The following is a 5,499-nucleotide window of genomic DNA, read 5'->3' as shown; positions in this document are numbered from 1 at the left end:
GTCGCTGTTAGGATCAATCTCTTCCTCGCCGACAAACGGCGAGAGCATATCGCCGGCCATCAGCAGTCTGAAATCGAGGTCTCGTGCGGTCGGCGAGATGAAGTAGGTGTTGTGGCCCTTGTAAACGGTTTCCTCTCGATCGACCAGTTCCTTTTCAACGAGCGATTCGACGATCCGGCTGCCCTTGCGCGAGGAGAATTCCAGTTCCTTCCAGAAATCGCTCTGGTGGATGCCGCCGGACTCGCGGATGAGCTCGAGNACGATCCGGCTGCCCTTGCGCGAGGAGAATTCCAGTTCCTTCCAGAAATCGCTCTGGTGGATGCCGCCGGACTCGCGGATGAGCTCGAGGCTTGTACAGTGTACTGTCTCAAGGCGCTCTCAAACCAAGGAATCGACCGATGAGTATCAGCGACTGCCGTTCCCGAAAGGGGCCCTGAAATCCAGGTGAGACTGAGATGTCTATGCACACCCGAGTACGCACGCACAGCGCCGACAATCACAGGTTCCTGACTGACTACGCCTTTGAACCGGTGACTGATGCTGGCGATGCGACGCTGGCGGCGTTCGATCCTGCAGCGATCCCAGAGGCTGACGACGTCAACCCGGAACGCGAGACGACCAACGATCCGCCGATGGCCGGACCGTGAACGCCTCGAGCGTGGTCGGTCCGGTCGTTCCCGCGGCCCGAAACGGACAGCGATTGCCGACCAGACGAACTCACGGCGGCAGATGTGGCGACTGGCCAGACGACGCTTACCGGCTCGACTGGTCAGTCGCCGAACTCGCGACGTTCTACGAGGACCAAGGCAAGTTCCCTGTCGAGATTGCAGCCGACCTCGCGGGTGATCTCTCTCGTTCGGAGGTAGCTGACCGGTTCCGACGCGCTGGCGACCTCGCTCCAGAGGACGACTACCGCGTACTTCACGAGCTGTACTACGAGCGCGACTGGTCAACCACGGAGATCGCCGAGCGGGCCTGCGATGGCGTGGTCACTTCGGAGACGATCGCCTACCGGCTGCACCAGTTTTGGCTCCACAAGGTACATTCGCACGACCGTCTCGCGGCGATGGACCCCGACGAGTTGGACTTTGCGACCGACGAGACGGTCGGCCGTGATAAACGGCGAGTGAGAGCATGAATAATCCGCCCAAAGCGATGCTGGACGATGCCGAGCGGGCGATTTGCGACTTCGAAAACAACACGGGCACCAACGACGAGGATCTAGACCGGCCTGACTCCGACGCCGACGATCGTAACCACTTTGAGTACGCGCCCAGCGCCACGTCGCGGGGATGAACGAACGCTCCGCGAAGGCCGCCTCACCACTCGCCGGAATCGAGTCGAACGCGGCTCTAATCGGGGCGCTTCGGATGACCTATTCGGATACGTCCGCGAGATCGACGAACAGCAAGTTCGGAAAGAGCAGACTGAAGATTGATCGGCATATTTAAAATTATTTCGAATATGGAATGTATGAATACAATATATAAATATGTGTATTTAATAGAATGGCGCTGTGCCAAATGCTATTGTTAGTGGTGTGTAAGTCATGTTTTTCGGCGAATAAGAATCGGAAAACTGCTCGTGGTTAAACCTAAGTAGATGGCCACCACGAAATTTGAAATGTAGTACGCAGCCAACACGGGAGCCACACTGGTCCCAACACCCAGTTCTCGTGTTTCTCGGTTGCGGAACCGTTTAAAAGACATGACTGATGACATGCCCCCACAGCGACGGCTCCGTACAAATGATCTTAGGGAGACTCTCCAATCGTTCGCTCTGCTGACAACCGCAGCGGGAACGCTCTTGGATCTCCTGATGATGCAAGCACTTCCAGAAATCGTGGCTGCACTGTCGAGTGTTGCGACCCTGTTGGTGATGCTAGCGCTGGTGCTACAGGGTTAGTGACATAGACCGTGTAGTCCCGGTTACTACCGGGAACCACACTGGCCCCAACAGGTACGAGTTAGATTCGGTTAGTAATGAAGATTGTGCCGATAGGACGCAACTATTTCTCGAAACCCCGTCTGTCGCCTCGCTGGTTCAAGTCCAATAGTTTCGTCAATTGCACTATAGTGCACACTGATAGATCGACACAACAGACAGTCCGGGAACTGAGCGACTTCCAGCGGGACCTGCTGTTCGTCTTCGGTGAAACCGGCCCGACGAAAGGTGTCGCAGTTCAAGATGCGATCGAGGATTACTACGATAACGAGGAACACCACGGACGGCTGTACCTGAACCCCGATGAGCTGGCCGAGCGTGGCCGCCAGACGCTGCTGCAACGCCATGAGTGGGAAGCGGCAAAACTCGGGGTGAGCACTAATGCCGCCCGAAACCATCGGCTCAAACTCCGAGTCCGGGTTCAGTTCGGCCGACGTACTCGCTGAGGCACAACAGGACGATGAGATCGTGGACGACCCGAAGGTCTGCCAGACGGTCTACGTCAGTGTACGTGACGAGTCGGACATCGATCTCCTCGAGGTCGAACTGGTCACCGATCCGAACCCGGCGTACGCCACGGCTCACGACGTGGAACTGAAACGCCGCGGCGACGAGTGGGTGCAACACGAGATCGACGATCTGGCGCTGTGCAAACTCGAGCACAATCCCGAGTGGCTGCCTTCCGAGTACGACCGCGACGCCGATCTCCGCGAGCGGCTGCCGCTCATGACAGAGGTCGACGTTCAAATCGAACTTGTCGCCCAAGACGATGCTTTCCGACCCGAGCCCGTCGGAACGCCACGGTCGATTTCAGAAACCGACTATGATGTGCTGGTTGTCGAAACCAGTCATACGACCGGCCAGACTGATTTTGAGATCGTTGCACCACAACCAGGGAACACCGACCCGTACGTCAAACGGATCAACCACGACGCCGAGGCCGAAGACTACAAAGAAACGATTTTCGAGCCTGTCGACGTTCGGATTTATAACTACGACGACAATCGACTCGCGGACCACGCGGAGGTGCCGACGTAATGCCCGCAACGATCGATCTCGAGGGCGACACCCACGATATCTTCACAGCCTACCAACGCGATGACGAAAACCACTGCCAGCCCGTTTCGGGATCCGCACACCACAACACCTGGTCATTTCACAGGTCGGCAAACGGATCGGTCGGGTCGTCTGGCGTGGCGTCGATTCTGACCGTCGTGGTTGGTTCAACACTCATAGTCTCTTGCTCCGATTCCGACGGGCTCGAGTCAGTGAGTCGCTCGAATTTTATGTCTTATATTTTTGAATGATACGAATAAGGTTTACCTCGACAACCGGGTGTGTCGAGACTCGAGACGCGCGAAAACAGCGGAACCGGTGTTGTGCGTAGTTCTCATTAGATGCGCCAGAACACTTTTGCAATCTTATAGATAAGTGTCGAGAAATGGTCTCACCACATCCGAACTGGGTGGACGCGGAAGACGGTTACAAGAACGGCAGTATCGGGGTTTTCGTCCACCCGGCGTTTATCCGGGCCGGAGACGGCGTTTACTCCTCGAGTGTCGGGGTTCCAGAGTCAGATGCGAACGCGTACTCTGTTTCGTTTCGCTCTGGTCTTGGGACAGGATACGGATCACATAAGTCGCTTGTCGATTTCGAGGACCCACGCACTGCGTGGGAGTATGCAAACCTCGCGACGCACTTTTTCGAGGAGGCGCCGACCACCGAATTTGCGGTCTCGAGGCTACAGGGAATCAGCGACCTGATGGAAGACAATTGGACGCCTGACGGGGTTGTCAGCGACATGGGTGCTGAAGAAGTGATGCGGAAGATGCTCGGTCACTACGAGTTCCAGTTAGATGATGCACTGGCAGCGACCGACGCATAGTCTCACCACCTGCGGCATGCCCGAGCACTAATTGATCCGTGTGTGGTCGTCTCGAGTGGCGGGACGGACAGGCGGGAAACAGGACTGGCCCCGCTTTCGCTTCTACTCCTACATCTTCGAGTCATCGGTCTCTCCCCACTGCGTAAAGCACACGCTTTATGTGCGCTTTACGCTAGCGGTCGAATCAATGCATCTGACGGAGCCGACTGATTTCGATCTTCTCGAGATTTTGACCGAAGGCCGAAACCTACTCGCCAATATCGCTTCCCGCCTTGAGAAATCGCAGGGCTACATCTCGAGTCAACTGCCGAAACTCGCCGACCAACATCTCGTCAACCGCATCGGCCTGGCCGAACGCGCCGGACTCTATGAGATCACCGCCCGCGGGGAAGCCGTCCTCGCCTGTCGCGACCAGTACGCCGACGGCGAGGGTGGTGACATAGACCCACCATGGCGCGACGGTGACGGCGACTACGGGACCGACTGGACGCCACGCAAGAACGGCCCGACGGTGACGGTTGGCGGGACACTCTCCTAAGTTCGCGTTCTTTTTGCGAGCTGTGTGAAATCAAATCAGAAGGAACTCGCCCGAACTGAGGCGCAAAACTCATGATGGAGAGTCGACGACTGTCGAACGGTTGAGTCGGCGGGGCGTTAGTTTAGGACTAACACCTTGACGATGCTACTTGTGGCCGCCTAGCCCGAGCAACAGATCGATGCCGAGCAACAGCACGGCCACGGCCTGTAGGATGACGTCTATGGTCATGGTCGGTTCTGCCCGTGAACGCCCGCGTGAGTGGTTGAGTCGGCGGGACTTGTCAACGGGCATACGCAGGTGGTGTGTGCGAGGCCCTAAATTCCTCGGTCGGGCTCGAATGGCTGTTGACAGTCTCGGTTTTATCGGTGTATTCGACCGGGAGATAGGTTGTACTCGATATGCACGCCGAAACTGGTGGTTGCACTTACCGAACGACCTGCGAGCCCGTCTCGAGGAACGTGATACACCGACCGACTGTGTCGTATCGTCAGAAACGTAGGCGTTCGGAACCGCTCGTAGTAGAATCGCCGCATCAAAAGGAGTCGCCCAGGTGCGCGTCGCCGGGGCGTTAGCGGGTGCCGTTAAGACTCGCAACGCCGCGCCGCTGTATGTGAACAGTCACTATTCGTCGTCGCCGTCGTCCCGATCGGGCTCGCGACCGGCCCGCTGGGGTATCCGGCCAGGCAGGGCGCTGAGATTCGCCTGCGTGCTCTGCGTTCAGTGCTCGAGGAGGTCGCTCGCCGTCTCACCACCAACGAACGGACAGTTGTCGGGCGAGGGACAGGACGACGGCTGTCCGATCTGTGGCCGGGCTGACGCCGAACAGGACAGGTCGGCAGGATTTGGACCAGCAGCACCAGAGGCAACCGCGTATGCCGGCTGTGACGACTGCCGGGCACGGGTTGTGTTCGGAAACACTGGCCTTCTAGAACCGGTTTGGCTTGAGTGACCAGCGACGACTAAGCCCGAACCGTCCTGTTCGTTCTCGAGACGCCTATTTTCGAGGAACTCGAACCGCAAGCCGATTGTTCAGATTCGCCGGCCTGTAGCTACGAATGACAGAACCCGTGCACGGAATCTCAACATCGATTAACTGACCGGTGGGGGACGATTCGTCCCTCACTGTGACAAA

The 5,499-nt window shown here is 57.5% G+C and carries 9 protein-coding genes; 7 read left to right on the top strand and 2 right to left on the bottom strand.

Annotated elements, in window-relative coordinates; genetic code table 11:
* The coding region (locus C476_RS17760; protein ID WP_083857039.1) for a helix-turn-helix transcriptional regulator at positions 1–294 on the bottom strand (294 nt) is incomplete at its 3' end.
* Between the two features lie 167 nt (positions 295–461).
* On the opposite strand from C476_RS17760, the gene C476_RS07895 reads away from it, so the two are divergent.
* From C476_RS07895 to C476_RS18330, 7 genes are all read left to right on the top strand, one after another.
* Complete coding sequence (locus C476_RS07895; RefSeq protein WP_008011657.1) at positions 462–647, top strand: hypothetical protein; 186 nt, start codon at positions 462–464, stop codon at positions 645–647.
* Positions 644–1,138: a hypothetical protein gene (locus C476_RS07890; protein ID WP_008011655.1), complete on the top strand. Its 495-nt coding sequence runs from the start codon at positions 644–646 to the stop codon at positions 1,136–1,138. The genes C476_RS07895 and C476_RS07890 overlap by 4 nt, the downstream gene beginning before the upstream one ends.
* A complete protein-coding gene (locus C476_RS18695; RefSeq protein ID WP_160162895.1) occupies positions 1,135–1,296 on the top strand; it encodes a hypothetical protein in 162 nt (53 codons plus the stop codon). The genes C476_RS07890 and C476_RS18695 overlap by 4 nt, the downstream gene beginning before the upstream one ends.
* A gap of 779 nt (positions 1,297–2,075) precedes the next feature.
* Positions 2,076–2,390 carry a hypothetical protein gene (locus C476_RS17755; RefSeq protein WP_008011652.1) on the top strand — a complete coding sequence of 105 codons (315 nt, stop codon included), beginning with the start codon at positions 2,076–2,078 and terminating at the stop codon, positions 2,388–2,390.
* 22 nt (positions 2,391–2,412) lie between these two features.
* Positions 2,413–2,982: a hypothetical protein gene (locus C476_RS07875; RefSeq protein ID WP_152418189.1), complete on the top strand. Its 570-nt coding sequence runs from the start codon at positions 2,413–2,415 to the stop codon at positions 2,980–2,982.
* 403 nt (positions 2,983–3,385) lie between these two features.
* Positions 3,386–3,829, top strand: coding sequence for a hypothetical protein (locus tag C476_RS07865; RefSeq protein WP_008011648.1), 444 nt, complete (start codon positions 3,386–3,388; stop codon positions 3,827–3,829).
* A 55-nt stretch (positions 3,830–3,884) separates the two neighbouring features.
* Positions 3,885–4,367: a hypothetical protein gene (locus C476_RS18330; protein ID WP_152418188.1), complete on the top strand. Its 483-nt coding sequence runs from the start codon at positions 3,885–3,887 to the stop codon at positions 4,365–4,367.
* A 144-nt stretch (positions 4,368–4,511) separates the two neighbouring features.
* Here C476_RS18330 and C476_RS18690 read toward each other — a convergent pair whose 3' ends face one another.
* The gene (locus C476_RS18690) at positions 4,512–4,658 is read right to left on the bottom strand and encodes a hypothetical protein (protein ID WP_160162894.1); all 147 of its coding nucleotides are present in this window, start codon (positions 4,656–4,658) and stop codon (positions 4,512–4,514) included.
* Positions 4,659–5,499: the final 841 nt, after the last annotated feature.

This window comes from Natrinema limicola JCM 13563, from assembly GCF_000337475.1.
Classification (GTDB): Archaea; Halobacteriota; Halobacteria; order Halobacteriales; family Natrialbaceae; genus Natrinema; species Natrinema limicola.
This window is presented reverse-complemented; position numbering and strand designations above follow the sequence as displayed.

Excerpts from the sequence above, each read along its gene's own strand:
- C476_RS07895 (WP_008011657.1), top strand. The coding sequence starts at position 462 with ATGCACACCCGAGTACGCACGCACAGCGCCGACAATCACAGGTTCCTG.
- C476_RS18695 (WP_160162895.1), top strand. The coding sequence starts at position 1,135 with ATGAATAATCCGCCCAAAGCGATGCTGGACGATGCCGAGCGGGCGATT.
- C476_RS07865 (WP_008011648.1), top strand. The coding sequence starts at position 3,386 with ATGGTCTCACCACATCCGAACTGGGTGGACGCGGAAGACGGTTACAAG.
- C476_RS18690 (WP_160162894.1), bottom strand. The coding sequence starts at position 4,658 with ATGCCCGTTGACAAGTCCCGCCGACTCAACCACTCACGCGGGCGTTCA.